Origin of the sequence: Puerhibacterium puerhi (genome assembly GCF_009846865.1) — a bacterium.
Lineage (GTDB): Bacteria > Actinomycetota > Actinomycetes > Actinomycetales > Cellulomonadaceae > Puerhibacterium > Puerhibacterium puerhi.
This window is the reverse complement of the sequence record NZ_WUWN01000003.1, coordinates 1-23,687: the sequence shown is the minus strand read 5'-3', so window position 1 is coordinate 23,687 and position 23,687 is coordinate 1. Positions and strand designations below refer to the sequence as shown.

Below are 23,687 nucleotides of genomic sequence, written 5' to 3'. Positions count from 1 at the left end.
TGACGTCGCCGGCCGCCGCCTCGTCGAACCCGGGCGTCAGCGGGCGGTGCGCCGGCGGGTGGCCTTCGCGAGGAGCTCCTTGGCCCTCCGCTGGTTCTCGGGCTTGGCCATCTCGCGCCGGGCGATCTGGAACGCCTTCGCCACCAGGGCGGACTTCACGAGACCGCTGATCAGTCGTGCCATCGTCATCTCCTCCGGGACGGGGTCGGCCCGACGCTACCCGGACGCCCTCGAGGCCGCACACGGTCGCCGACGAGACCGCCGGGCCGGGCGGGACGTGGCCGCAGGTCCCGACATCTGAGAACTCCCCGGGCAGCCGTTGACACCGCCGCCGCCCCTCCGTACTTTTCCGCGCGTCGCACCAGGTGACGCCGTCGATGGCGTCGTCGGGCGCGACAGGTCATGAGCTCCGACGCGAAGCCCCGGCTGGTCGGACGGCAACCCCCCGCGCGGGCGGGTGCCCCGGGTGAGGACCAGGCCCACCGCCGCCCGGCGGTGGGGCAACACGCGAGCCCGCCCCCGGGCGGGCGCCAGGAGGAGCCCACGATGGCCAGGAGCACGACGCGCCGCACAGCGGTCGCGCAGGTCCTGCGGTCCCGCTGCACCGCCGAGCAGGGCGGCGACACCCTGCCCCGGCGGCGAATGTGCTGTCGTCCCTGCTGACGACCTGACCGTCCAGCGCCGGACGCGCCGACGTCCGCGCCCCCGGCGCTCGCGAGCGCCGAGCCGCCCCCACCTTCCCGCAGCGCCGGACCGCCGCGCGCCGAGCCCGTACCGGGCCCGGCGGCGCGCGTGCCCGGGCGCGTGCCGAGCCGGAGCCCTCCATGTCGCACCTGAACGAGCCGCACCTGAGCCACCCGCACCTGAGCCACCCGCACCTGAACCAGTCGCACCAGCCGCACCTGGACCACCCGGACCAGCTGCACCACCGCCGGCACGCCGACCAGACCGACCGCCACCTCGTCGTCGGCGTCGATCTCAGCGCGGCCGGCGCCCGCCCGGGCTCCCACCGCGCCCGGGGCCTGCAGTCGCCGCGGTCGTTCGACGGCCGGCGCTTCGTCGACCTCGTCCGTCGCGCCGACGCCGGCGGCGTCGACCTGGTGACCCTCGACGAGAGCTTCCTGCTGCACCCCGGCCGCAGCCGGCTCACCGGGCGGCTCGACGCCGCCGTCGCCGCGGCCCGCGTCGCCCCGCTCACCACGCGGGTCGGCCTCGTGGCCGCCGTCGAGACGGTGCACGTCGAGGCCGCGCACGTGGCCGGCGCCATCACGAGCGTGGACCGGGAGAGCGCCGGGCGCGCCGGCTGGCAGGTGGGCCTGCCGCCCACGCTCGTCACCAGCGACGACGCCTGGGCGCACCGCGCCGCCGCGGACGCCGACGCCGTCGTGCGCCACTGGGGGACCGGCGAGCGGGACGGTGCCGTCCGGCTCGACGGCGAGGGTCGCCACGCCGTCGAGCGCGACGGGGTGCGGTTCGCGGTGCGCCGCGAGGCGGACGAGGTCGCCGCCTCGCCGCAGGGCCGCCCGCCCGTCGTCGTGCGGGTGCGCACCGAGGCGGACCTGCCGCTCGCGGCGCGTGTGGCCGACGTCGTGCGCGTGGCGGTGGCCTACCGCGGGCGGGCGGCGGAGCTGCGCGAGCGGCTGCGGGAGGCCGCCCTCGCCGCGGGCCGCCTCGCGGCGCCGCGCGTCCTCGTCGACGCGTACGTGGTGCTGTCGACGGACCGGGAGAGCGCCCAGGCGCGGCTCGAGCTCGTGGAGTCGCTCGAGGGGCCGGAGGTGGCGCACGGGGCGCTGGTCTTCGCGGGCACCGCGGGAGGGCTGGCGGACCTGGCCGGCGCCTGGCGCGACTCGGGCGCCGCCGACGGCTTCGTCCTGCGCCCGTCCTCCCTGGGGGCGGACCTCGACGCCGTCGTCGACCACGCCCTGCCCGCGCTGGAGGTCGCGGGCCTGCGCCGGGAGGTCGCGCCCGTCGCGGCGACCACGCTGCGCGCGGCCCTCGGCCTGCCCGCCGTCGGCGGCGCGTCGGGCGTCCGCGCGACGGGCTCCCGGGTCACGGACACCCCGACGGGCGTCGCGGGCCGCGCACCGCGCGGCACGGCGCGGCGGCGGCCCGAGGCGGCCGGTCAGATCGCGGTGTCGTCGCCCAGCCGGTGATAGGTGCGGTCGAGGTAGACGAGGGGGGACGCCGCGCCGCCCGCCTCGGGCGCGGCGGTCCCCGACTCCAGCGCGCGCAGCGACACCAGGTAGCTGTCGCCCACGGGCGTGCGCTGCACGACGCGGGCCCGCACCCAGGACACGGCACCGTCGATGACCGGCTCGCCGGTGGGGAGCGCGGTCCAGCCGCCGGCGGCGAAGCGGTCGATGCCGTGCGTCGCGAAGCGGGCGGAGACGTCGTCCTGGTCGTCGGCGAGGAAGTTGACGGCGAGGGTGCGGGCGCGCGCGAGCGCGGGCCACGACGACGACGTCGAGGCGACCGAGAAGGCCAGCAGCGGCGGCGCTGCCGACACCGAGATGACCGACGTGGCAGTGAAGCCGACCGGACCCTCGTCGTCGAGCAGCGCGACGACCGCCACGCCCGCCGGGTGCCGGCGGAACACGGCCTTGAACGCCTCGGGCGTCAGGTGCGGCTCGTCGTCCTCGGACAGCAGCAGCTCGAGGGCGGCCAGGCTGGTGCGCTCGGCGGTCATCGGGCGCCCCCCGTCGCGACGGCGGGCACCCCGACGGCGCGGGCGAGCGCGTCGGCCCACCGGTCCAGCCAGGCGTCCAGCACCGGCGGGAGGTCCGCCAGCTGCGCCTCGGTCACCGTGAACGACCGCGTGGGCACCACCGCGCCGAGGTCGACGAGCACCGGGCGCAGGTGCACCTCGCCCGCGAGCGCGTGGGCCGGGTTGCCGGAGACCACCAGCGGCACGGCGACGACGCCGGCCAGGCCGTCCGGGCCGTACAGGTCGAGGAACGACTTGAGCAGGCCCGTGTAGGCGGCCTTGTAGACGGGCGTCGCGACGACCACGACGGCTGCGGCGGCGACCTGCTCGCGCGCCCGCTCGACCGCTGGACGGTCGGCGGCGAAGAGCTCGCCGGCCAGGCCGGCCAGGTCGACCGTGACGACGTCGGGGGCGCCCAGCAGGTCGGCGACGCGCCCGCCGACGGCCTCGGCGACGCCGAGGGTCCGCGACCCCGGGCGGGGGTTGCCGGACAGCACGACGACGGGGCCGGCGGGGGAGTGGGGGGAGGTCATGGGTGCTCCAGGAGCTGCTCGGAGGTCGGTGGGCGCCGGACGGCGTCGGACGGTGTCAGACGGCGGTCGGCTCGGGCGCGGGCAGGGCTCCGGCGCCGAGGTGGGCCCCGCCCCGGTACCGCGTGCCGACGTGCTCCGACGGCAGCCGCGGGTGGCCGAAGATGCGCTCGCGCAGGGTGGCGCCCGCGTGCTCGCCGGCCTCGGGCAGGCGCCCGCGGCGCCGCAGCTCCGGCACCACCAGCTCGGCGAAGTCCTGCGCGGTGCCGAACGAGTGGTACTGGCGCAGGTTGATGCCGTCGATGCCGTCCACGTCGAGCCAGCGCTCGATCTCGTCGGCGACGACGTCGGGCGTGCCGACGACGAAGAAGCGCTCGGCGCGCCCGACGCGGACCTGGTCGAGCACCTCGCCGACGGTCCTGTCGAGCGGCAGCTGGGGCGCCCGGCCCAGGTCCTTGCCGCTGCGGGCGATCGCCTCGGCCACGGTGATGTCGCGCGGCGCGGCGGTGAGGTCCACCGGCAGCCCCTGGTGGGCCAGGATGCCGTCGAGGCTGGTGTACGCCTGGTACAGGCGCCACTTGTCCTCGGCCTCCTCCTGGGTGCGCCCGACGATGACGCCGGCCTGGACGATGAACCGCACCGAGCCCTCCGTGCGCCCCTGCGCCACGGCGGCGTCCTGGACCGAGCGCTTGACGGCCTGGAACTGCTCGGTGGTGCGCCCGCCGGTGAACAGCACCTCGGCGTGCCGCCCGGCGAACGCCGAGCCCGCCGGGGAGCCGGTCGCCTGGAACAGCACGGGGGTGCGCTGCGGCGACGGGTGCACCAGGTGCGGCCCGGCCACGCGGTGCGTCTCGCCGACGTGGTCGATGTAGCGCACCTTGGCGGGGTCGGTCACGACGCCGCGCTCGCGGTCGTGGACCAGGGCGCCGTCGTCCCACGAGCCCTCCCACAGCTTGTAGAGCACGTGCAGGTACTCGTCGGCGAGCTCGTAGCGCCGGTCGTGCGGGATCTGGTCGTCGAGGCCGAAGTTGCGGGCCGCGTTGGGCAGGTAGGAGGTGACGATGTTCCAGCCGATCCGCCCGCGGGTGAGGTGGTCGAGCGTGGAGATGCGGCGGGCGAACGCGAACGGTGGCTCGTACGTGGTCGAGAACGTCACGCCGAAGCCGAGGCGCTCGGTCACGGCAGCCATCGCGGGCACCAGCAGCAGCGGGTCGAGGTCCGGGCTCTGGACGCCCTCGCGCAGCGCCGTCTCCGGCCCGTCGCGGAACACGTCGTACGTGCCGATCACGTCGGCCAGGAACACCGCGTCGAAGCCGCCGTCCTCGAGGATCTGCGCCAGCTCGGTCCAGTAGTCGAGGTCGGCGAACCGGTGGCGGTTGTTGCCGTCCAGGCGCCAGAGGCCGTGGGTGATGTGGCTGACGCAGGCCATCTCGAACAGGTTGAGGATCAGCTGCTTGGGCTCGTTCGTCATCGGAGGCCTCCGGTCGGGCACGGGAGCTCGTCCCGCTCGGCGTGGTCGGTCGGCCGCGCCGCGGGCGCGGCCGGCGATCGGTGCCCGGAAGGTAGGTGCCCTCCGGCGGCGGGGCAACAGGCCGGCCGGAGTTCTCACATGGTGGGACCATCATGTGAGACGCACCGTTTCACCCGCTCTGTCCGGCTCCGCCCCGCTCCGCCCCGCGCCGGCCCGCGGCTGCCCGCGCCTGCCCGCGGCCTCAGGGGGTGGCGTCCGAGCGGCCTGGCGGGGACGCTGGAGGATCGCGGCACGACGGGCGAAGGAGGCTGACGTGTCCTACGCGCGCAGGCTCACCATGGCGCTGCGGGCGCGCGGCGCCAGCGAGGAGATGATCGCCGACGTCCTGCGCACGACCGCCGGGCGCGGCCTGGACGACGCCGAGCTCCGGCAGGAGCTCGGCCGCCCCGAGGAGTACGCCGACGCCCTGGTGCCCGGGCCGCGCAAGGCGCGCAAGGCCGGGCCCGTCCTCTACGCCGGCGTGCTAGCGGGAGCGGCCTGGCTGATGGTCGCGATGTTCGGGCCTGCGGTGGGGTGGGACGTGCGCGCGGGCCTCGGTCCGCTGGCGCTGTGGCCCGCCGTGGGCCTGCTCGTGCTGGGTGTGCTGGGCCAGCTCGCCGCCGACTACTTCCGCGCGCCGCCGCGCTGACCACCCGCTCCGCGGCGACGTCACCGTCTCGCGATGTGGTCGACCGTGGGTCTGACCGCGCGGTTGCCGCTGCCCATCTCGGCGCCCTGACCTGCAGCGATGTGCCGCTCCTCGCGTCGGCCCGCTCGCCACGGGCGCCCGGGCGCCGGTGGCGCGGGCCCGCGGGGGGCCGCCGCCGTCCGCCATGTGAGACGTCACACGAAGGCGTTGACGCCCGCGACGGCCGTGCCTACTTTCCCGCCCGCCGCGGCCGTCGCCGGTCAGCGGCCGGCCGCCTCGCGGCGGCCCTCGCAGCCCATCGATCCCGGGAGACCCCGTGAAGCACACGCCACGCACCGCCCTCGCCGTGTCCGCCGCGGCCATGCTGGCGCTCGCCGCGTGCGCGCCGTCGTCGGGCGGCGGCGGCGCGGCCGCCGCGAGCGGCGAGCCGGTCCGCGACGGGTCGTTCACCATCGCCACGAACGGCCAGGAGTTCGACTGCATCGCCCCGGCGCTCAACTCCAGCCTCAACGGGGCGCTCGCCGCCCGGGCCTTCACCGACTCGCCCGTGTGGCAGGACCCGGAGTCCGGCGAGATCGAGCCGTGGCTCGTCGAGGACTGGGAGATCTCGCCGGACGGCAAGACCTACACGTTCACCCTCCGGGACGGCGTGACGTTCACCGACGGCAGCGCCTGGGACGCCGCGGCGTTCAAGGCGAACCTCGACTGGATCGTGCAGCCCGAGACGAAGTCGCCGATGGCCGCCTCGTACATCGCCCCGTACGAGGGCTCGACGGTGGTCGACGACCGCACGCTCGAGGTGCACCTGTCGACGCCCTACTCGGCGTTCCTGCGCGTGCTGGCGCAGGGCTTCTTCGGGGTGATCTCCCCGAAGCAGCTCGCCGAGGACCCGGGCTCGGTGTGCACCGACCCGATCGGCACCGGCCCGTTCTCCATCGTCGAGTGGACCAAGGGCCAGTCCGTCACCTACACCCGCAACGACGACTACGACTGGGGCCCGCCCGGCAGCCACCAGGGCCCGGCGTACCTCAAGGACTACACGGTCCTGTTCATCGCCGAGGACGCCACCCGGTTCAGCGCCCTGCAGTCCGGCCAGGTCGACGCCATCGACTGGGTGCCCGCGCAGAACCTCGAGACCGCCAAGAGCGACCCGCGGCTCGACGTCCTGCAGGTCACCACCCCCGGGCACCCCTTCGCCTGGTACCTCAACGCGAGCCGGGCGCCGTTCGACGACGTGCGGGTGCGCCAGGCGCTGCTGCACGGCATCGACCGCCAGGGCATCGTCGACAGCGTCCTGTTCGGGCAGTACGAGGCATCGAAGGGCTTCCTGACGTCCTCGACGTACCAGTACTCCGAGAACCCGGTCGACTACGACGTCGACGAGGCGAACCGGCTGCTCGACGAGGCCGGCTGGACCGGCCGCGACGGCGACGGGTACCGCACCAAGGACGGCGAGCGCCTCACGGCGGTCTTCCCGATGTCCAACACCATCGCCTACCGCGTGCAGATCGCCGAGCAGGTGCAGGCCGCCGCCAAGCGGGACCTGGGCCTCGAGATCACCATCGAGTACCCCGCGGCGCAGGAGCTGTCCGACCGCAGCCGCAACGGCGACTACGACATCTCCAACGGCATCTGGGGCACCAACACCCCGGACATCCTCTACCTGAAGTACTCGACCGACGGCATCACGACGCCGGAGCGGATCGGCCTGAACACCTCCTACCTCAGCGACGCGACGTTCGACGACCTGGTGCAGCGGGCCCGGGAGACCACCGACACCGCCGAGCAGGCCGACCTCTACGCCCAGGCGCAGCAGCGGCTGGTCGAGCTCGCGCCCGCCGTGCCGCTCTTCGACGACCAGCGCGTCGTCGCCTACGACAAGCAGACGGTGCACGGGCTGCGGCTCGACGTGGCCTACCCCGCGGTGCTGCCGCACGACATCTGGACGGTGGGCGGTGAGTGAGCTCGCCGCGGGGCGGCGGGCGCGCTCGGCCCTCACCACCGCGCGGTCGTCGGCCGCCCGGCCCCTGGGCCGCACCGCCGCGCGCGTCCTCGGCGCCGTCGGCGTGCTGTGGGGCGCCGCGACCATCACCTACGCCGCCGTCTACCTCACGCCCGGCGACCCGGCCTACGCCGTCCTCGGCGGCCCCGACGCGAACCCGACGCCGGAGGCGCTCGCGGCCGTGCGCGAGCAGTACGGCCTCGACCGCCCCTGGTGGGTGCAGTACCTGGCGTTCCTCGGCGGGGCCGTGACGGGCGACTTCGGCGAGTCCTACCAGCGGCGGCTGCCGGTCACGACGGTCATCGCCGAGCAGGCGGGCGCCACCGTCCAGCTCGCCGTCGCGGCGGGCGCGCTCGCCGTCGTCCTCGCCGTCGTCTGGGCGCTGCTCACGGCGAACCGTCGCCGGGCGGTGCGCGGCACCGCCTCGGTCGTGGACCTCACGCTCGCGTCGCTGCCCGGGTTCTGGCTCGGGATCCTGCTGCTGTCGGTGTTCTCCTACCGGCTCGGCTGGTTGCCCGCGATCGGCAACGAGGGCCTGGCCTCCCTGGTGCTGCCCACCCTGACGCTCGCGCTGCCGCTGGCCGCGGTGCTGGCGCAGGTCGTGCGGAACGTGGCCGAGGAGACGTTCGAGCAGCCGTTCGTGATCAGTGCCCGGGCCCGCGGGCTGTCGGACACGGCGGTGCGCCTGGTGCACGTGCTGCGGCACTCGCTGATCTCGCTGACCACGATGGCCGGCTACCTCGTCGCCGGCCTGCTCGGCGGCGCCGTGATCACCGAGACGCTCTACTCCCGCCAAGGGCTCGGGCGGACCCTCCTGTCGGCCGTCTCGACGAAGGACATGCCGCTCGTCGTGGGCCTCGTGGTGCTGTCCGCCGCCGTCTACGTGCTCGTCAACCTCGTCGTCGACCTGCTCTACCCCCTCATCGACCCTCGCCTCGGGAGGCAGGCATGACCACCGTGCTGCACCGTCCCCCCACGGCGCCGGAGCCCCTCGCCCGGCGCGCCTCGGCGGCCAACCCGCGCCGCGCCCGCGGCGGCCGTCGCCGCGGACCGGGCGTCGGCGTGGTCCTCGCCCTGGCGTTCCTCGTGTTCCTCGGCGTCGCCGCGGCGTGGCCGTCGCTGCTGCAGACCCACGACCCGCTCGAGATCACCCCGGACCTGCTGGCCCCGCCGAGCGCCGAGCACTGGCTCGGCACCGACGAGAACGGCCGTGACACCTACAGCCGGATCGTCGGCGGCGCCCGCGAGGCGGTGCTGCTCGGCTTCGGCGCGGTCACGCTCTCGCTCGTCGGCGGCTCGCTCCTCGGCGTCCTCGCGGGGCTCGGCAACCGGCTCGTCGAGACCGTCGTCATGCGGTTCGTCGACATCGGCCTCGCCTTCCCCGAGATGCTGCTGGCGCTCGTCGTCATCGCCGTCTCCGGGCGCGGGGCGCGCAACGCGCTCATCGCTATCGGCATCGCCGGCATCCCCACGTTCGCCCGGCTGGTGCGCGCGCAGACGCTCACGATCCGGCGGTCGTCCTACGTCGAGTCGGCCCGGGGGCTCGGGCTCACCGAGCGGGCGGTGGTGCTGCGGCACGTGCTGCCCAACGCCGTGCGCCCGGTCCTCGTGCTCGCGACCATCGGCGTCGGGACGGCCAGCGTCGCCGGCGCCGGGCTCAGCTTCATCGGCCTGGGGGAGGCGCCGCCCGCTCCCTCGTGGGGCGTCATGCTCTCGACCGCCCGCAACTTCCTGGCCAACTCCCTGTGGGGCGCGCTCTTCCCGGGCCTGGCGATCACGCTGCTCGTCGTGAGCGTCACGGTGGTCGGGCGCCGGCTGCAGCGCGGGACGGGGGCGGCCCGATGAGCCGCCTGCTCACCGTCGAGGGGCTGGAGGTCGGCTTCGGCAGCGACGCCGCCGACGACCGCGTGGTGCACGGCATCTCCTTCACCGTCGACCGCGGCGAGGCCGTGGCGATCGTCGGGGAGTCGGGGTCGGGCAAGTCCGTCACCGCCCGGTCGCTGGTGGGGCTGGCGGGGGCCGGGGCGCACGTGCACGCTCGGCGCCTCGAGCTCGACGGGGACGACCTGCTCGCCTACCGCGAGGGCCGGTGGCGCACCGTGCGGGGCCGGCGCGTGGGGCTCGTGCTGCAGGACGCCCTGGTGTCCTTCGACCCGGTCCGCACCGTCGGCGCCGAGCTCGACGACGTCCTGGTGCGGCACGCGCCGGCGCCGCGGGCCCGGCGCCGGGAGCGCGCCGCCGCGCTGCTGCGCGAGGCGGGTATCCCGGACCCGGAGGCCCGGCTCGACCAGCTGCCGCACGAGCTGTCCGGCGGCCTGCGCCAGCGGGCGCTCATCGCGAGCGCGCTGGCGGGCGACCCGGACCTGATCGTCGCGGACGAGCCGACCACCGCGCTGGACGTCACCGTCCAGGCGCAGGTGCTCGCCCTGCTGCGCCGGCTCGTGGACGACGGCCGCTCGCTGCTGCTGATCAGCCACGACCTGGCCGCCGTGGCCGGGGTCGCCGACCGGATCCTCGTGATGAAGGACGGCGCGATCGTCGAGCAGGGGCCCGCCCGCCAGGTGCTCACCGACCCCCAGCACCCGTACACCCGCGCGCTGCTGGCCGCCGTGCCGTCGGGCGCCTCGCGCGGCCGGCGGCTCGCGGGCGGCGAGCGCTCGCGGTACGCGAGCCGCATCGGCCGCGCCTGGCGCAGCGACCGGGCGCCCGAGGTCGTCGTCGAGGCCCGCGGCCTGGTGCGCACCTTCGCCGGCCGCGACGGGTCGGTCCGCCGGGCGGTGGACGACGTGTCGTTCGAGCTGCACCGCGGCGAGACGCTCGGCATCGTCGGCGAGTCCGGCTCGGGCAAGTCGACCGTCGCGCGGCTCCTGCTCGGCCTCGACCGGCCCGACGCCGGCCGGGTCGCCGTCGACGGGCGGGCGTGGTCCGACCTGAGCCGGAGCGAGCGCCGGGCGCTGCGCCGGCGTGTCCAGGCCGTCTCGCAGGACGCCCTGGGCACCTTCGACCCCCGGCACGACGTCGGGCGGATCCTCGCCGAGGCGCTGCGCGCGACCGACGACGGCGAGCGGCCGTCGGCCCGCGACATGCGGGCCCGGTCGGTCGAGCTGCTGGAGCTGGTCGGGCTGGGGGAGCAGCACCTGGCGCGGCACCCGCTGCGCCTGTCGGGCGGGCAGCGCCAGCGGGTCGCGATCGCGCGGGCGCTGGCGCCGCGGCCGGACGTCCTGGTGTGCGACGAGCCGGTGTCCGCGCTCGACGTCTCCGTCCAGGCCCAGGTGCTCGACCTGCTGGCGGACGTGCGCGAGGCGACCGGCGTCGCGTCGGTCTTCATCAGCCACGACCTCGGGGTCGTGCACCACGTGGCCGACCGCGTCCTCGTGCTCAAGGACGGGCGCGCGGTCGAGGCCGGGGACGCCGACGCGGTGTTCCACCGGCCGCAGCACGCCTACACCCGGGAGCTGCTCGCGGCCGTGCCGCGGGTGGACGTCCCGGTCTGACACGCAGAGAGGGAAGCCGTGAGCCTCACCACCCAGTCCCGTCCCGCCGCCGACGCCGACGCCGAGGTCGGTCCCGGTGCCGGTCCCGACGCCGGTTCCGACGCCGGTCCGTTCGACCGCGCGGCCTTCCGCGCGTTCCTGGACCGGCTGCGCCCGGGCGCGCGCGAGCGGGAGGCCCACCGGCGCCTGCTGTTCGACGAGGTCCGCGAGCTGCAGTCGCTCGGCTTCGGGGCGCTGCGCCTGCCCCGCGAGCACGGCGGCGCCGGCGTGTCGCTCGAGGAGCTGTTCGGGCTGCTCGTCGACCTGTCGGCGGCCGACTCGAACCTGGGGCACCTGGTGCGCGGGCACGTGGCGTTCGTCGAGACGCTGCTGCTGACCGGGCTGCGCGACGGCCAGGAGCTGGACGCGTCGCAGGAGCGCTGGGTGGCGCGGCTGCGCCGCGGCGACCTCGTGGGCAACGCCCAGTCGGAGCGGCGCGAGCTCGGCGACCTCGGCACCCGGCTCGAGCGGGGCGAGGACGGCGGCTGGCGGGTCACCGGCACGAAGTACTACACGACCGGCAGCATCTACGCCGACTGGATCCACCTCGCCGCGCTCGACGGCGACGAGCGGGTGGGGGTGACCCTCGACGCGTCGCTGCCCGGCGTCCGCTCCGTCGACGACTGGGACGGATTCGGGCAGCCGCTCACCGGCAGCGGCACGACGACGTTCGAGGCCGTGCCGGTCCTCCCCGAGGACATCACGCGGCACGAGCCGGACGACGAGACGTGGCCCTACCTCGGCGCCGTCTTCCAGCTCGTGCTGCTGGCCACCGTGGCCGGCATCGCGCAGGCCGCCCTCGACGACACGGTGGAGTACACCCGCGGGCGCCGCCGGACGTTCGGCCACGCCGGCGAGCACGCGCCCCGGGAGGACCCGCTGGTGCAGGCGGTCGTCGGCCGGCTCAGCGCCGCCGCCCACGCCGCACGCGCGATCGTGCTGCACAACGCGCGCGCCCTCGACGGGTTCGTCGAGGCGGTGCGCGACGGCCGGGCGGCGCAGGGGGCCGCCCGCTCCGTGCAGCTCGACGTGTTCCGGGCGCAGCAGGTCGTGCTGCCGCTCGTGCTCGACGCGACGTCGGAGCTCTTCGAGGTCGGCGGCGCGAGCGCGACGAGCACCGCGCGCGGGCTCGACCGGCACTGGCGCAACGCGCGCACCGTCGCGTCGCACAACCCGGCGGTCCAGCGCGCGGCGGCCATCGGCCAGCTCGAGCTCGACGGCACGCTGCCGCAGTGGCGGGCGCCGGGGGCGCCGCCCGCGGCCGGGGACCAGGCCGACGCCCAACCCGGCGACCAGCCCGGCGACGACGGCGGCGCCCCGGCTGACGCCCCTGCCGACGCCCCCGCCGCACCGGCCGCGGGGCAGCCGCGATGACGGCGGGGACGGCCTGGGCCCCGACCGGGCAGCGCGACCTGGTCGCCCGCTTCGCCCCGGTCTTCGACGAGGTGGGCGCCGACGCCGTCGCGCGCGAGCGGGACCGCCGCCTGCCGTACGCGGAGGTGGAGGCCCTCCGGGAGGCCGGCTTCACCCGCGTCACGCTGCCGGCCGGGCTCGGCGGCGCGGGGGCGACCCGCAGCGAGCTGTTCGACCTGCTCGCCGAGCTGGCCCGGCGCGACCCGAACCTCGCGCAGCTCTTCCGGTCGCACTTCGCCTTCGTCGACCGCTCGCTCCTGGCGCCGGCCTCGGAGCGCCGGGAGGCGAACCTGGCCCTCGTGGCGGCCGGCAAGATCGTCGGCAACGCCTCGCACGAGCGGTCGGCGGCGATCGTCGGGTCCTACGCCACCCGCCTCACGACGGGCGCCGACGGCGCGCTGCGGCTCGACGGCACGAAGTACTACAGCACCGGCACGCTGTTCGCCGACGTCGTCTCGGTCGCGGCCCAGGACGAGGACGGCGAGCCGGTGAGCGTGCTCGTGCCGACCGACGCGCCCGGCGTGCGCCGGGTGGACGACTGGACCGGGTTCGGCCAGCGGCTCACCGGCAGCGGCACCACGGTCTTCGACGGGGTCGCCGTCACGCCGGACGCCGTCCAGCGGCACCGCGCCGCGCGGCCCTCGCACGGCTCGGCGTTCGTGCAGCTCGTGCTGCTCGCCGTCGCCGCCGGCATCGGGCGCGCCGTCGTCGACGACGCGACGGCGTTCGTGCGGGCGCGCACGCGCGCGTACAGCCACGGCAGCGCGGCCACCGCGCGCGAGGACCCCATCGTCCAGGAGACGGTCGGCGAGCTCGACGCGCTGCGCTTCGCCGCCGACGCCGCCGTCGCGCACGTCGCCCGCTCCCTCGACGCCTCGGCCGCCGCGGCGGCCGCCGGGGTCGACGACCAGGAGCTCGCCCGGATCGTCGCGGCGCTCGACGCCGACACCGCCCGCGCCCAGCTCATTGTGCTGCGGTCGGTGCTGGACGCCGCCACGCAGCTGTTCGAGGTGGGCGGGGCGAGCGCCACGGACACCGGGCTCGCGCTCGACCGGCACTGGCGCAACGCGCGCACGGTGGCCTCGCACAACCCGGCCCGCTACAAGGCGCGGTCGCTGGGCGGGCTGCTGCTCACCGACGTCCCGGTGGCCGGCTGGTGGAGCACCGGCGAGTCCGGGCACCGCGCCCGCCCGGCCGAGGGGTGAGGCGCGCCGCCCGCGCCCGGTGCCGCCCCCGCCATCGGCCGGGCGGGCTCAGGGCCGCGTGAGCACGACGAGCTCCTGCGTCGCGCGCGTCATCGCGACGTAGCGGTCCACCGCCCCCTCGACGCCGGTCCCGAAGGCGTCGGGGTCGACCAGCACCACGAGGTCGAACTCGAGCCCCTTGGCCAGCGCGGGGGTCAGCGACGCGACCCGGTCGGTGCCGGCGAACGACGGCTCGCCGACGACGCAGGCGGTGCCCTCGGCGTGCTCGGCGAGCCAGCCGTCGACGACCGCGCCGAGCTCGGCGACCGAGCCGCGGCGGACCGGCACGCCGGTGCGGCGCACGGACGTCGGCACGTTGGCGTCCGGGACCGCCGCCCGGATGACCCGCTCGGCCGCCGCCATGACCTCGGCCGGCGTGCGGTAGTTGACGGTGAGCGTGGCCTGCCGGACCCGGTCGAGCCCGACGCGCGCGAGCCGCGCGTCCCACGGCTCGGGGAAGCCGTGGCGGGCCTGCGCGCGGTCGCCCACGATCGTCAGGCTGCGCGACGGGCAGCGGGCCAGGACCATCTGCCACTCGGCGTCGGTCAGCTCCTGCGCCTCATCGACGACCACGTGGGCGAACGGCCCCGCCAGCGCGTCCGGCTCGACGGCGGGGACGGCGGCGTCGTCCACGAGCGCATCCTGCAGGTCCTGCCCGCGCAGCATGGACATCACCATCAGCTCGGAGTCGTCGGCCGCGACGAGGTCGGCGGCGACGTCGGCCCGGCGCTCGCGCTCCGCCTCGGCGGCCGCGGCCTGGCGGCGCCGCCGGCGGGAGACCTCGGCGTCGCCGAGCCGGCGGCGGGCGGCGTCCAGCAGCGGCAGGTCCGCCACCGTCCAGGCCTGCGGGTCCGGACGCTGGAGCCGCTGCACGTCGTCGCGCTCGAGCCACGGCGCGCACCGGCGCAGGTACGCGGGCACCGTCCACAGGTCGCCGACCAGGTCGGTGGGCTCCAGCACCGGCCACGCGCGCCGCACCGCCCGGACCAGGTCCCGGTCCTGCCGCAGCGCCCGACGCAGCACGTCCTCGTCGACGTCCCCGGCCTCGTCGCGCAGCTTGTCGACGAGGATCTCGGTCAGCGCCTCCCAGACCTGGTCGGGCGCCTCGTTGTGCGGCGTGCCGGGCTCGACCGCGCCGAACGCCTCGGCCCAGTCGGCGCTGCTGAGCCACACGTCCGCCCACGGCGTGGTGACCTCCGTCCCCTCTGCCGGCGGCTCCTCGTAGAGGCCGACGGCGGGCTCGATCGCCGCCACCATCCGGGCGTCGGCCTTGAGCGCCGCGACCCGCGCGTCGGCCTCGGCCGCCGCCGTCGCGCCCTCCGGCACGAGGTCGCGCAGGGTGGCGGTCTGCACCCCCTCCTCGCCGAGGCTCGGCAGGACGTCGGCGACGTAGGCCAGATACGGCCGGTGCGGGCCGACGAACAGCACGCCGCCGCGGCGGTGGCCGAGGCGCGGGTCGGAGTACAGCAGGTAGGCGGTGCGGTGCAGGGCGACGACCGTCTTGCCCGTGCCCGGGCCGCCGTCGACCACCAGCGCGCCCCGCGACCCCGCGCGGACGATCGCGTCCTGGTCCGCCTGGATGGTGGCCAGCACGTCGCGCATCCGCGGCGAGCGGCTCTCCGCCAGGCTCGCGACGAACGCCGACTGGTCGTCCAGGGCGGCGTGCCCGACCAGGCCCTCGGCGGTGAACACCTCGTCCCAGTAGTCGGTGATCCGGCCCCGGGTCCAGCGGTACCGGCGGCGGCTGACCAGGCCTCGGGGGTCGGCGTGGGTCGCGGCGAAGAACGGCTCCGCCGCCGGCGCGCGCCAGTCGACCAGCAGCTGGCGGCCGGCGGCGTCGGTGAGCCCGACGCGCCCGACGTAGACAGGCTCGGGTGCGTCGGCCCGCACCAGACGGCCCAGGCACAGGTCGAGGCCGAAGCGGCGCAGGGTCCGCAGCCGGGCACCGAGCCGGCGGATCTCCGCGTCGCGGTCCAGCACCGCCTGCCCCAGGGGCGCCGGGGCGCGGCGGGCGGCGTCGAGACGGTCGGTCAGGTCGTCGACCTGCTCCCGGACGGCGCGGGCGACGGCGGCGAGGTGCCGCTCGTCGTCCGCGACGAGCGCGGGGTCGGCCTTGCGGGCGAGGCGGTCGGGCAGGGCGAAGACACCGGTGGTCAGGGAGGTCATGGCATCGGCTCCGATCGGGCGGCGGCGGCCGGCGGGCCCGCACGGACCCGCTCAGGCCGGTGATTCTGCGCGTCCGAGGGGGCCTTGCCGCAAGACCCCCGGCCCGCTATACGTTGAGAGTGGCGGGGAAGGCCTCGGCCGCCCCGACCTCCCTCCTCGTCCGCGTCCCCCAGCCCCGCCGACGACGGCGCTACGCTGCGGCCGTGAGCCAGCAGGGGGAGCGGCACGCGGGCGCCGTGCGCGCGCGACAGGAAGCCACCGATCGCGAGGGCGTCGGCCGCGAGGGCGTTCACCGCGAGGGCGTCGGCCGCCCGCTCGCCGCGATCTTCGTCGCCCAGACCACCACCTACGTGGCGCTCGGCGGCGTCGTCGCCGTCGCGCTGCCCCTGCTCGTCGCGGCCGCGGCGCCGACGTCCAAGGAGAGCACGCTCGGGCTGCTGGCGGCGCTGTCCGCCCTGCTCACGGCCGCGTGCCTGCCCGCGCTCGGCGCGCTCGCCGACCGCTCCCGCTCCCCGTGGGGGCGCCGCGCGCCGTGGGCCGTGGTCGGCGGCGTCGTCGGCGGGCTCGCCGTCGTCGCGCTGCCGCTCGTCCAGTCGGTCCTGTGGCTCGCCGTCTGGTGGGTGCTGGCCCAGGTCGCGCTCAACGCCGTCGACGGCGCGGTGGGTGCCGCCGTCGCCGACGACCTGCCCGCGCGCCGCCGCGGGACCGCATCAGGCGCGCTCGCCCTCGGGGCGGGGGTCGGCGCGGGGACCGGCGTCGTGCTCGTGGGCGCCCTGGCGGCCTCCCCGGTGGCCGCGGTGGCCGCCGCCGGCGCCGTCGCGGCGCTGGGCGCGCTGGCGTTCCCGCTGCTGCGCGGGCGGGGCGCCTACGTCGCGGACCCGCCCGGCGGGGCCGGTGCCGCCGGGCCCGCCGCCCGCACGACCGGGGCCGCCCGGCCCGCCCGCGTGCTCGACGGGTTCCGCACGGTGGGCCGCGACCCGCACCTGCGGCGCATCGTCGCCGCACGGGTGCTGATGGTGCTCGGCCAGCACGGCGTGTCCACCTACCAGCTCTACATCCTGGCCGACCACGTCGGGATGCCGCTGGCGCGGGCCGCCCAGGCGTCCGCGGTCCTCGTACCCGTGCACCTGGTCGCCGCCGTGCTGGGCAACGTCGTCGTGGCCCGCGTGGCCGACCGGCTGGCGGCCAAGCACCGGCTCACCGCGGCGGCCGCGGGCACCGTCGCCGTCGTGGCGCTCGTGCCGGTCGTCTGGCCCGCGCTGCCGGCGGTGGCGCTGTTCGCCGCGGTGGGCGGGCTGGCGCACGGCGCCTTCCTCACGGTGCAGACGGCCGAGACGTACGACGCCCTGCCCGACCGGCGCACCGCCGGCCGCGAGCTCGGCGTCGTGGGCGTGGCGACGACGGCGACGCAGGCCGCGGCGCCGCTGGTCGCCGTCGGGCTGCTGCGCCTCGGCGCCGGCTACGTGAGCGTCTTCGTGGCGCTCGCGGTGCTGGCCGGGGCGGCCGCCGTGCTCAGCGCCCGCGCCTCAGCGGGCGCGGCTCAGGACCACAGCCCCGACGCGTAGCCGACGAAGATCAGCGCCACGACGACGGCCACGAGCCCGATCCCGCCGATCCACAGCCACGGCACGGCCCTGGCCGGCCCGTGCTCCTCGTGCCCCTGCGGCGCGCTGACCTGCCCGGAGTCGGGCGGCGTCTCGCCGGGCTCGACGCCGCCGCCCGGGCCGCTGCCGCCGCCGGTGGGCGAGGTCACCGGGTCCGGGTCCGGGACGGTGCCCTGACCGGGCGCCTTGCGGGGCTGGTGCTGTCCGTCGTGCTCGGGGGCCATGGGTCGAGCGTGGCGGAGGCCGCGGCCGCTCGCACCCCCCCGGCCCCGGCGGACGGCGCCGCCCGTGCCCGAGCACGCGGCGGCCGTGCCTAGGCTGGAGCCATGTTCCCGCCCATGCAGCCCGAGGTGCCCACCGTCGACGTGCACGACCTCGACCCGGCCGCCCCGATCCCCGACGGCACCACGCTCCTCGACGTGCGCGAGCAGGACGAGTGGGACGCCGGCCACGCACCCGGTGCCGTGCACATCCCGCTGGGCGAGCTGCCCGTCCGCTACGGCGAGCTGGACCCCGACGCGCCGGTCTACGTGGTGTGCCGCAGCGGGGCCCGCTCGGCGCGCGCCACGCAGTTCCTCGTCGACGGCGTCGGCTACGAGGCGGCGAACCTCGACGGCGGCATGCTCGCCTGGGAGCAGCGGGGCCTGCCGGTCGAGCGCTGACGCCTCAGACAGCGGGGTCAGTCCGCGCAGGCGAGGTCGTCCAGGTCCACCGCCTCGGCCATCGCGCGGTAGCCCGCGTCGTTGGGGTGCAGGTGGTCGCCCGGGTCGTACGCCGGCAGCAGCCGCGTCGGCTGCCCGGGGTCGCGCACCGCGGCGTCGAAGTCAGCGAGGGCGTCGGCCTCGCCGCTGGTGCGGATCCAGGCGTTGACCTGCTGGCGCACCGCGTCCTTCTCCGGGCTGTAGTACCGCGCGCCCTCGAACGGCGTGAGCGTGCCGAGCACCACGCACACGCCCGCCGCGTGCGCCCGCGCCAGGACCTGGCGGTACCCGGCGACCAGCTGGTCGGCGGTGGTCACCACGCCGGTGCCGATGTCGTTGATGCCCTCCAGCACGACGACGGTCCGGACTCCGGGGACCGCCAGCACGTCGCGGTCGAACCGCGCCAGGGCGCTGGGCCCGGTGCCGTCGGCCAGCAGCCGGTTGCCGGAGATGCCCTGGTTGGCGACGGCGAGCCGGGGCGCGCCGGCGGCGGTGGCCAGGCGCGTGGCGAGCCGGTCCGGCCAGCGGGCGTCGGCGCCCGGCGTCGAGCCGTTGCCGTCGGTGATGGAGTCGCCCAGGGCGACCACGGTGCCCTCCGCGGGAGCGTCCACCACCAGGGAGTCCACCCAGTACCAGCTGGTCGTGGTCCCCGTGAACGCGTCGCCGGTGACGTCAGTGGTCGCGTCGCCCGGCTCGGAGACGTAGCTGGTGGTCTGCGCGAGGCGGTGCCCGGTGGTGGTGCCCGGGTCCCCCGCGGCCAGCACGCTGACGGCGACCGTCGAGCGCGCGGTCACGGTGACGGCGACCGGGTCGCTCAGCACGCGGGCGCCGGCCGGCACGGTGACCGACCGCTCGCCGGAGAAGGTGACCTGCGCGCTGCTGCCGGGCACCACGCCGGCGTCGCCCGCCGACACGCCCACCTGGACCGCCTGGAAGGTCACCGGCTTCGTGCCGAACACGTTGGACAGGCCCACGCGCACCTGCGTGCCGGCGGTCGTGGTCCGCACGAGGTTGCGCACCGTGCGGCCCATGACGTCGCCGCTCACGCGGTCGGGGCTGGCGGTCCAGGCGACGACGGCGTCGGTCTCGGCGTCGGCTCCGGCACCGGCCTCCGCGGTGCCGCTCGGGGACGGCGACGTCGTCGGGCTCGCGGAGGGGCTGGCCGAACCCGCGGCGAAGGCCGGCAGGTCGGGCTGACCGAGGAACCGCGGGAGGAGCAGCCAGCCCAGTGCGGCGGCGGCCACGAAGGCGACGACCACCGCGAGCGCCACGGCCGTGCTCCGGGCACGGTTTGCGGTCATCGTTCGCTGCTCCTGTCACGGCTGCGGGGTCTCGGCACGCCACGGCCGGCGGCTGCGACAGCGTATGCCACCGGCATGGGTGCTCCCGGCGCCCGGCGAACGCGGCGCGGGCGCGCGGCACGCGCCGCGGGCGTGGGGGGACTGCGGCGGACACGGGCGGCACGCGACCGCCCTGACGTGCGACGACGGCGGCGTGCCCCCCGGTGCGCGCACCCCGCCGTCGCCGTCCTCCGTCGTCCACCGACGGCGTGAGCACCGCCACGCCCGACCGGGCCGCCCACAGCCCGTGGTCGAGGTTCACCCGCCCGTGGGGCGGGTCCCGACGCTATCGACGCCCGCGGCACTTAACATCGCCGCGCGGCGGCCGAGTGGATGGGCAGGTCCGTCGACGCGGACCGACCTGTCGTCCTAGGGGTGTGTGGCTGTGCGCAAGGTTCTCGGGCTCGTCCTCGCGGTGGCCGTCGTGGTGGGCGGCGCCGCCGTGCCGGCCGCGGCCGCCACCGGCACCACCGATCCGGAGCCGGCTGTGACGGCGGGGGCGAGCGCGGACCCCGCCGCGGCCCCCGCGCCGAGCGCTGGATCGAGCACGGAGCCGACGGCGGTTCCCGTGCCGAGCGCGGAGCCGACGCCAGAGCCGGAGGTGGCGCCGAGCGCCGAGCCGGAGCCCGCGCCCAGCGCGGAGCCCGAGCCGGTCGAGCCGCGGATCGCCGCGCGCGTCGCCGTGGCTGCCGCGTTCACGGCCCGGCGACCGCTGCCCGACAAGTCGTACCGCATCGCCTCCTGGTTCGGGCCGCGCTGCATGCCGACCCGCGGCGCCTCGACGTACCACAAGGGCCAGGACCTGTCCGCGGCCAGCGGCACCGACGTGCTCGCCGTCGCGGACGGCACGGTGGTGCTCGCGGGGAGCTCCGGGGGCGGCCTCGGGCAGGTGGTGGCCGTCCGCCACAACTTCAACGGCGTCACGTACACGACGGTCTACGGCCACGTGATCGACGGCGACGCGTACGTGCGCACCGGGGCGACGGTGAGGAAGGGCCAGCACATCGCGGACGTCGGGATGACCGGCACCGCGACCGGCCCGCACCTGCACTTCGAGGTGCACTCCGGCGTCTGGCGCCAGTCCGGCGCCAAGGTGCAGGACCCGAACGACTGGATGCGCCGGTACGGCGCCGACCTCAGGACGGGTGCGACGTCCGTGGCGGAGAACGACGTCCCGGCCTCGTGCACCTACTACAACAACGTCAACCTGAACCTCCGCAGCGGGCCGGGCACGGGCTACTCCTCCCTCACGGTGCTGCCGGCCAACACCCGCCTGACGGCGAAGCCGGGCGACGCGGACGACTCGGGCCTGTGGGTGCGCGTGACGGCCGGCAGCCGCACCGGCTGGGTGAGCAACGCCTACATCGGCCCGACCTGGTCCTACACGACCCGGACCGTGGACGCGCCGGGCGGGGTCACCGTGCGCAAGGCGGCCTCCGCCGGCGCCGCCGTCGTCGCCACGCGCGCGGCGGGGCAGAAGCTCTACCAGCTGCGGCCCGCGCAGGACGGCTGGATGTACGTGGCCCTCGCCTCGGCCACGGGGAGCACCACCGGCTACGTCGCGACGTCGACGTCGCTCGCGCTGAGCGTGCCGGCGGCCACGACGACCAAGGCGCCGACGGTCACGGTGACCGTCAGCTCGGTGACCACGGCGTCCTCCTCGGGCACGCTCACGGCCACCGTCGACGGGAAGAAGGTCACGGCCACCCTCGCCGCCTCTGCGGGCGGCCGGGCGACGATCACGCTCCCGCGCCTCACGACGGCCGGCAGCCGCACCGTCACGGTCACGTACACGCCGTCGAGCGTGGCGGCGAGCTACGAGTCCGCGGCCACGGCCAGGGCGACGCTCACCGTCTCGGGCCGGATCCCGGGTCGGACGTACTACCTGACCAACGCGCTGCGCGCCGGCGACGCCGACATCACGTTCGACTACGGCCTGCCCCAGGACGTGGTGCTCGTGGGCGACTGGGACGGCGACGGGAAGGACACGCTCGCGGTGCGCCGCGGGAACACGTTCTACCTGACGAACCGCACCACGGGCGGCGCGGCGGACGTGGTGTTCTCGTACGGCCGCCCGGGCGACGTGGTGCTCGTGGGCGACTGGGACGGCGACGGGAAGGACAGCCTGGCGGTCCGCCGCGGCAAGCAGTACTTCCTCACCAACGGCACCCGCGGCGGCGAGGCCGACACGACGTTCTTCTACGGCAAGGCGGGCGACGTGGTGCTCGTGGGCGACTGGGACGGCGACGGCAAGGACACCCTGGGCGTGCGCCGCGGCAAGCAGTACTTCCTCGCGAACACGACCCGCGGCGGCGAGGCCGACACGACGTTCTTCTACGGCAAGGCGGACGACGTCGTGCTCGTGGGCGACTGGGACGGAGACCGCAAGGACACCCTCGGCATGCGCCGCGGCACCGAGTTCCTGCTGACCAACAAGGCGGCGGACGGTGACGCCGAGGTGACGTTCCGGTACGGCAGGGCCGGCGACGCCGTGCTGGTGGGCGACTGGGACGGCGACCGCAAGGACACCCTCGGCGTGCGCCGCTGAGCGGTCGGCAGCCCCGCCACCACGGACGACGCGGCCGGTCGGACCTCCAGGGTCCGGCCGGCCGCGTCGTCCGTCGGTGCGGTCTGCGGGCTCAGGCCAGGTGGTCGCCCACGAGGCGCTCGGCCAGGCCCGTGTACGAGGCCGGCGTCAGCGCCTGCAGGCGCTCCGCGACGTCGTCGGGCAGGCCGAGGCCGGCGACGAACTCGCGCATGCGCGCGGCGTCCACCCGCTGGCCGCGCGTGAGCTCCTTGAGCCGCTCGTAGGGGTTCTCCATGCCGGGCACGCCGGCCACGGAGGCGGCGCGCATGGCCGACTGGATCGGCTCGCCGAGCACCTCCCAGTTGGCGTCGAGGTCGGCGGCCATGAGGTCGGCGTTGACGGCCAGCGCCTTGAGGCCGCGGCGCACGTTGTCGATCGCCAGCAGCGAGTGGCCGAACGCCGGGCCCACGTTGCGCTGCGTGGTCGAGTCGGTCAGGTCGCGCTGCAGCCGGCTGGTGACCAGCGTCGCGGCGAGGGTGTCCAGCAGCGAGCAGGAGATCTCGAGGTTGGCCTCGGCGTTCTCGAACCGGATCGGGTTGACCTTGTGCGGCATCGTCGAGGAGCCGGTGGCGCCCGCGACGGGGATCTGCGTGAAGAACCCGAGCGAGATGTACGTCCACACGTCGGTGGCCAGGTTGTGCAGGATGCGGTTGAACCGCGCGACGTCGGCGTAGACCTCGGCCTGCCAGTCGTGCGACTCGATCTGCGTGGTCAGCGAATTCCAGGTCAGGCCCAGGCCCTCGACGAACGCGCGCGAGACGGCCGGCCAGTCCACGCCGGGCACGGCCACGACGTGCGCGCCGTAGGTGCCGGTGGCGCCGTTGAGCTTGCCCAGGAACTCCGCGCCGGCGATGCGGCGCAGCTGGCGGCGCAGCCGGTGGGCGAGCACGGCGAGCTCCTTGCCCATCGTGGTCGGCGTGGCGGGCTGGCCGTGGGTGCGGCTGAGCATCGGCACGGCGGCGTGCTCGTGGGCCATCGCGGCGATCTGGTCGGCCAGCGCCGTGGCGGCCGGCAGCCAGACGTCGCGCACGGCGCCCTGCACCATCAGCGCGTAGGACAGGTTGTTGATGTCCTCGGACGTGCAGGCGAAGTGGACGAGCTCGCTCGCGGCGGGCAGGCTCGTGGCCCCCAGGACCTCCGGCGCGCGGGCGATGCGGCGCTTGATGAAGTACTCGACAGCCTTGACGTCGTGGACCGTCTCCCGCTCGATCTCCGCGAGCTCGGCGATCTCCGCCGCCCCGAAGGTCGCGGGGATGGCGCGCAGGTACGCCACCTCCTCGTCCGTGAGCGCCGGGGCGCCGGGGACCACCGGGGTGGCCACGCCGTCGACGCCGTTGCACAGCGTGACCAGCCACTCGACCTCGACGTGGATGCGGGCGCGGTTCAGCGCGGCCTCGCTGAGGTGGTCCACCAGCGGCGCGACGGCGGCGCGGTAGCGGCCGTCCAGCGGCCCGAGCGCGATCGGCGGGGTGATGTCGGCGAGGTTCACGCGGTCGCTCGCGGGGGCCGAGCCGGCCGTCGGGGACGTGGGGGTCGCGGGGGAGGGGGCGGCAGCACTCACGCCGCGATTGTCCCACGCGGCCGGTCGGCCGCGGCGGGGCGTCCGGCGCGCGGGCGACGCCCGCGCCGGGGCCGGGGCCGGGCCGCGCGGCCCTCCGGCGGTGTCCCCAGCGGCGCCGCGGCGCCGTCGTCCACAGCGGGCGG

At 76.5% G+C, this 23,687-nt stretch carries 19 protein-coding genes and 1 riboswitch; of the genes, 11 read left to right on the top strand and 8 right to left on the bottom strand.

Annotated features, from left to right (window positions below; genetic code table 11):
* Positions 1-36: 36 nt before the first annotated feature.
* The gene (locus GSF02_RS18485) at positions 37-183 is read right to left on the bottom strand and encodes a hypothetical protein (protein WP_201308753.1); all 147 of its coding nucleotides are present in this window, start codon (positions 181-183) and stop codon (positions 37-39) included.
* A gap of 215 nt (positions 184-398) precedes the next feature.
* Positions 399-512, top strand: a riboswitch (SAM riboswitch).
* Positions 513-824: 312 nt separating this feature from the next.
* On the opposite strand from GSF02_RS18485, the gene GSF02_RS02785 reads away from it, so the two are divergent.
* Positions 825-2,153, top strand: a complete 1,329-nt coding sequence (locus tag GSF02_RS02785; protein WP_159792540.1) for an LLM class oxidoreductase — start codon at positions 825-827, stop codon at positions 2,151-2,153.
* Here the strand turns inward: GSF02_RS02785 and GSF02_RS02780 are convergent.
* Genes GSF02_RS02780 through GSF02_RS02770 form a run of 3 tightly spaced genes read right to left on the bottom strand, consistent with a single transcriptional unit; the run spans position 2,123 to position 4,705 of the window.
* Positions 2,123-2,686, bottom strand: coding sequence for a flavin reductase family protein (locus GSF02_RS02780; RefSeq protein ID WP_159792538.1), 564 nt, complete (start codon positions 2,684-2,686; stop codon positions 2,123-2,125). The two genes, GSF02_RS02785 and GSF02_RS02780, sit on opposite strands and share 31 nt — an antisense overlap.
* Positions 2,683-3,237, bottom strand: a complete 555-nt coding sequence (locus GSF02_RS02775; RefSeq protein ID WP_159792536.1) for an NADPH-dependent FMN reductase — start codon at positions 3,235-3,237, stop codon at positions 2,683-2,685. The genes GSF02_RS02780 and GSF02_RS02775 overlap by 4 nt, the downstream gene beginning before the upstream one ends.
* A gap of 55 nt (positions 3,238-3,292) precedes the next feature.
* Entirely contained in the window at positions 3,293-4,705 is a 1,413-nt protein-coding gene (locus tag GSF02_RS02770) for an NtaA/DmoA family FMN-dependent monooxygenase (RefSeq protein ID WP_159792534.1), read from the bottom strand.
* A 313-nt stretch (positions 4,706-5,018) separates the two neighbouring features.
* Between GSF02_RS02770 and GSF02_RS02765 the strand changes: the two genes are divergently transcribed.
* From GSF02_RS02765 to GSF02_RS02735, 7 genes are all read left to right on the top strand, one after another.
* Positions 5,019-5,393: a hypothetical protein gene (locus tag GSF02_RS02765; protein ID WP_159792532.1), complete on the top strand. Its 375-nt coding sequence runs from the start codon at positions 5,019-5,021 to the stop codon at positions 5,391-5,393.
* Between the two features lie 316 nt (positions 5,394-5,709).
* Positions 5,710-7,356, top strand: coding sequence for an ABC transporter substrate-binding protein (locus GSF02_RS02760; protein ID WP_159792530.1), 1,647 nt, complete (start codon positions 5,710-5,712; stop codon positions 7,354-7,356).
* Complete coding sequence (locus GSF02_RS02755; protein ID WP_201308752.1) at positions 7,349-8,347, top strand: ABC transporter permease; 999 nt, start codon at positions 7,349-7,351, stop codon at positions 8,345-8,347. The genes GSF02_RS02760 and GSF02_RS02755 overlap by 8 nt, the downstream gene beginning before the upstream one ends.
* Complete coding sequence (locus GSF02_RS02750; protein ID WP_159792528.1) at positions 8,344-9,240, top strand: ABC transporter permease; 897 nt, start codon at positions 8,344-8,346, stop codon at positions 9,238-9,240. The genes GSF02_RS02755 and GSF02_RS02750 overlap by 4 nt, the downstream gene beginning before the upstream one ends.
* Complete coding sequence (locus tag GSF02_RS02745) at positions 9,237-10,889, top strand: dipeptide ABC transporter ATP-binding protein (RefSeq protein WP_159792526.1); 1,653 nt, start codon at positions 9,237-9,239, stop codon at positions 10,887-10,889. The genes GSF02_RS02750 and GSF02_RS02745 overlap by 4 nt, the downstream gene beginning before the upstream one ends.
* Before the next feature lie 18 nt (positions 10,890-10,907).
* Positions 10,908-12,302 carry an acyl-CoA dehydrogenase family protein gene (locus GSF02_RS02740; RefSeq protein ID WP_159792524.1) on the top strand — a complete coding sequence of 465 codons (1,395 nt, stop codon included), beginning with the start codon at positions 10,908-10,910 and terminating at the stop codon, positions 12,300-12,302.
* On the top strand, positions 12,299-13,546 hold the full coding sequence (locus GSF02_RS02735; RefSeq protein WP_159792522.1) for an acyl-CoA dehydrogenase family protein: 1,248 nt from the start codon (positions 12,299-12,301) through the stop codon (positions 13,544-13,546). Before GSF02_RS02740 ends, GSF02_RS02735 begins: the two co-directional genes overlap by 4 nt.
* A 48-nt stretch (positions 13,547-13,594) precedes the next feature.
* On the opposite strand, the gene helR is transcribed toward GSF02_RS02735, so the two are convergent.
* Entirely contained in the window at positions 13,595-15,751 is a 2,157-nt protein-coding gene (helR, locus tag GSF02_RS02730) for an RNA polymerase recycling motor ATPase HelR (RefSeq protein WP_159792520.1), read from the bottom strand.
* 203 nt (positions 15,752-15,954) lie between these two features.
* Here helR and GSF02_RS02725 point away from each other — a divergent pair, with 203 nt between their 5' ends.
* Positions 15,955-17,316, top strand: coding sequence for an MFS transporter (locus tag GSF02_RS02725; protein WP_159792518.1), 1,362 nt, complete (start codon positions 15,955-15,957; stop codon positions 17,314-17,316).
* Here GSF02_RS02725 and GSF02_RS02720 read toward each other — a convergent pair.
* Positions 17,292-17,579 carry a DUF6480 family protein gene (locus tag GSF02_RS02720; protein WP_235915322.1) on the bottom strand — a complete coding sequence of 96 codons (288 nt, stop codon included), beginning with the start codon at positions 17,577-17,579 and terminating at the stop codon, positions 17,292-17,294. The two genes, GSF02_RS02725 and GSF02_RS02720, sit on opposite strands and share 25 nt — an antisense overlap.
* Before the next feature lie 102 nt (positions 17,580-17,681).
* On the opposite strand from GSF02_RS02720, the gene GSF02_RS02715 reads away from it, so the two are divergent.
* On the top strand, positions 17,682-18,017 hold the full coding sequence (locus GSF02_RS02715; protein WP_159792516.1) for a rhodanese-like domain-containing protein: 336 nt from the start codon (positions 17,682-17,684) through the stop codon (positions 18,015-18,017).
* A gap of 17 nt (positions 18,018-18,034) precedes the next feature.
* Here the strand turns inward: GSF02_RS02715 and GSF02_RS02710 are convergent, their stop codons facing one another.
* Positions 18,035-19,357, bottom strand: a complete 1,323-nt coding sequence (locus GSF02_RS02710) for an SGNH/GDSL hydrolase family protein (protein WP_159792514.1) — start codon at positions 19,355-19,357, stop codon at positions 18,035-18,037.
* 424 nt (positions 19,358-19,781) lie between these two features.
* Between GSF02_RS02710 and GSF02_RS02705 the strand changes: the two genes are divergently transcribed.
* Positions 19,782-21,944 carry a peptidoglycan DD-metalloendopeptidase family protein gene (locus tag GSF02_RS02705; RefSeq protein WP_159792512.1) on the top strand — a complete coding sequence of 721 codons (2,163 nt, stop codon included), beginning with the start codon at positions 19,782-19,784 and terminating at the stop codon, positions 21,942-21,944.
* A gap of 91 nt (positions 21,945-22,035) precedes the next feature.
* On the opposite strand, the gene purB is transcribed toward GSF02_RS02705, so the two are convergent.
* Positions 22,036-23,472: an adenylosuccinate lyase gene (purB, locus tag GSF02_RS02700; protein ID WP_159792802.1), complete on the bottom strand. Its 1,437-nt coding sequence runs from the start codon at positions 23,470-23,472 to the stop codon at positions 22,036-22,038.
* Positions 23,473-23,687: the final 215 nt, after the last annotated feature.

Bases quoted from the DNA above. Each gene is read 5' to 3' on its own strand.
- GSF02_RS18485 (WP_201308753.1), bottom strand. From the start codon at position 183: ATGGCACGACTGATCAGCGGTCTCGTGAAGTCCGCCCTGGTGGCGAAG.
- GSF02_RS02785 (WP_159792540.1), top strand. From the start codon at position 825: ATGTCGCACCTGAACGAGCCGCACCTGAGCCACCCGCACCTGAGCCAC.
- GSF02_RS02780 (WP_159792538.1), bottom strand. From the start codon at position 2,686: ATGACCGCCGAGCGCACCAGCCTGGCCGCCCTCGAGCTGCTGCTGTCC.
- GSF02_RS02775 (WP_159792536.1), bottom strand. From the start codon at position 3,237: ATGACCTCCCCCCACTCCCCCGCCGGCCCCGTCGTCGTGCTGTCCGGC.
- GSF02_RS02770 (WP_159792534.1), bottom strand. From the start codon at position 4,705: ATGACGAACGAGCCCAAGCAGCTGATCCTCAACCTGTTCGAGATGGCC.
- GSF02_RS02750 (WP_159792528.1), top strand. From the start codon at position 8,344: ATGACCACCGTGCTGCACCGTCCCCCCACGGCGCCGGAGCCCCTCGCC.
- GSF02_RS02745 (WP_159792526.1), top strand. From the start codon at position 9,237: ATGAGCCGCCTGCTCACCGTCGAGGGGCTGGAGGTCGGCTTCGGCAGC.
- GSF02_RS02735 (WP_159792522.1), top strand. From the start codon at position 12,299: ATGACGGCGGGGACGGCCTGGGCCCCGACCGGGCAGCGCGACCTGGTC.
- helR (WP_159792520.1), bottom strand. From the start codon at position 15,751: ATGACCTCCCTGACCACCGGTGTCTTCGCCCTGCCCGACCGCCTCGCC.
- GSF02_RS02720 (WP_235915322.1), bottom strand. From the start codon at position 17,579: ATGGCCCCCGAGCACGACGGACAGCACCAGCCCCGCAAGGCGCCCGGT.
- GSF02_RS02715 (WP_159792516.1), top strand. From the start codon at position 17,682: ATGTTCCCGCCCATGCAGCCCGAGGTGCCCACCGTCGACGTGCACGAC.
- GSF02_RS02710 (WP_159792514.1), bottom strand. From the start codon at position 19,357: ATGACCGCAAACCGTGCCCGGAGCACGGCCGTGGCGCTCGCGGTGGTC.